The sequence below is a fragment of the Pseudomonas sp. P5_A12 genome (assembly GCF_056400685.1).
Genome location: NZ_JBFUKU010000532.1, coordinates 1 through 1,868, shown reverse-complemented (window position 1 = coordinate 1,868; position 1,868 = coordinate 1). Strand labels below are relative to the sequence as shown.

Sequence of the window (1,868 nt, the reverse complement as noted above, 5' to 3'; positions counted from 1 at the left end):
CAACGGCAACAGGGCAATGCCAAGCGCGCCATGTTTACCCATGAGCTTCGCCCGCCCCGTACCGTGTGGGTAATGGCGATAGACCTCAGGAGGCAGGTGCGAGACATGCTTGACCAGATGGCGCACTTCCACCTGAAAATACTCATCCGCGCAGGCTTGTGCGGGGTTTTCTTTGGTGCGGGTGGAGTTTTGGTTCAGGTAGCGGGTTTGCTCGGCGCGTACTTGGAGTTCGGTGATTTCTAAGGGGTAGTGGGATCTTGTTTGTAAAAATTCATAGCTCTTTTCATGCCCCTGGTATTTTTGGTCAAGGAGTAGCGAGATAGGGCCGGCAAAGTGGTTATCCACTTTGCCTGTGCCTGTTATATCCAACACACCATCGTATTTTTGCCCTTCCGAGTCGGTTACGACGTAGGCCAACCCGGCATAGGGTTCGCCAGAGCCGAACTCGTCGACTAGCTGAAAGCTGCTCCATCGACCCTGTGCGGGGCATGCCAGCACTTGGCTGCTCAGCGGCGATTTGAGTTCTTTTTCCAATGACGTCATGTTGAATTTTCCTTATTCAGTGCAGCCTGGGTAAATGGTGCATTGCTTTCCATCGGGCATCTGAAAACCGCTGAAGTCCTTGTGGTTTCCAAAGCAAAACGCGTATTGGTCTTCAAAGTTATCGCCCATACATCGCTTCCAACCGTTCGGCACTTTTACCCACGTGTTCCCAATGGCAGGTCTTTCCTTGTCCGCCAACTTGATGTTCATCTTCACGGTTGTTCCCGGCAGCTGGTCCGGGGTGTACGCAGCGAAGGGTTGGCCACGTCCGCGCTCGCCCTGTGCGTTGATTGTTTTGCAGTTGAGGAGTTTTACGATGCGTCGTTTTGGCCCCACGGTGCGGAATAGCCGTTGGCATTCACCGTAGAAAGTGCTTTCGCCTGCTTCGTTAAAGACACTTTTGTACTGATCTTCCAGTTCGTCGCGAATGAACACGCTGGCGATATCCGTACCAAAATCTCCCCGGGCTTTACCGTAAGTCCCATAGATTTTCAGCTCGATGCGCCTGATCACCAGCGGGCACCCACTGACCGTTCGGCGCAGGGCGATCTCAGCGTTTGGCTGGTAGTTCTCACGCCATTTCATGTTGTACCCAACTTCCGTATTTCGCCCGCCCGGCACGGTGCAGGTTTCCCCTTTTTCGGGCACATACACGGCAATGGCCTGGTAGGTGAAGTCGGGCGGTAAATCGGCAGTGAAGGTGAATGTGTTCGGCTGGCTGGTGGCGCAGCCTGCGGTTAATACGAGGCAACAACCCAAGCTGGCGGTTCGTAGTGTGCGTTTCATAGCGGGGCTTCTCCTTGCCAAAATGCCGTTGCTTGATGTTCCCGCTCCAAATGTTCACTCGGGGTCTCGCCGGTGCAGCGATTAGCTTGGTCAGGCGAATTTCATCAGCCTGTTTGATGGGCACAGGCACTTGACGCCACGCTGTAACGAGTCAGGCGCAAGGGCAGTAAGCTAAACAAACGTGCAGAAGAAAAAATGTAGGACGGTTCTTTTAGGGCAGTGGGAAATGCCTCTGATTTTTTTGCGTGATTCGGTTTTACGTTGGCTGGCTGATGCCATCGCGAGCAGGCTCGCTTGTGCCGTTATGTTCGCCGGCGGTGCAGGTGGGAGAGCAAGTGGCGAAGGTGCCTGACTTGCTGGCGCTGGAGGAGTTACTGGTGAGTGCCGGGTTGGTCTGACTGGCCCCATCGCGAGCAAGCTCGCTCCCACAGGTTTTGTGTACGCCGCAAATCCAATGTGGGAGCGAGCTTGCTCGCGATGGCGACCTTCAATTCACCACAAATCTAACGGCTAAACCTTGGCCTGAGCGCGCATCTGCA

General features: G+C 54.6%; 1 protein-coding gene and 2 pseudogenes. 1 reads left to right on the top strand and 2 read right to left on the bottom strand.

What is annotated here, in order from left to right:
- Positions 1 to 543, bottom strand: a pseudogene (locus AC1DSG_RS30810) (lipase family protein); the annotation flags it as partial.
- A 12-nt stretch (positions 544 to 555) separates the two neighbouring features.
- Positions 556 to 1,329 (bottom strand): hypothetical protein, encoded by a 774-nt coding sequence (locus AC1DSG_RS30805; RefSeq protein WP_477794239.1) that lies wholly within the window; start codon positions 1,327 to 1,329, stop codon positions 556 to 558.
- Between the two features lie 296 nt (positions 1,330 to 1,625).
- Here AC1DSG_RS30805 and AC1DSG_RS30800 point away from each other — a divergent pair.
- Positions 1,626 to 1,727, top strand: a pseudogene (locus tag AC1DSG_RS30800) (chemotaxis protein CheW); the annotation flags it as partial.
- Positions 1,728 to 1,868 lie beyond the last annotated feature (141 nt).

What these genes read in the sequence shown, in the direction of transcription:
- AC1DSG_RS30805 (WP_477794239.1), bottom strand. Translation starts at nt 1,329, where the DNA reads ATGAAACGCACACTACGAACCGCCAGCTTGGGTTGTTGCCTCGTATTA.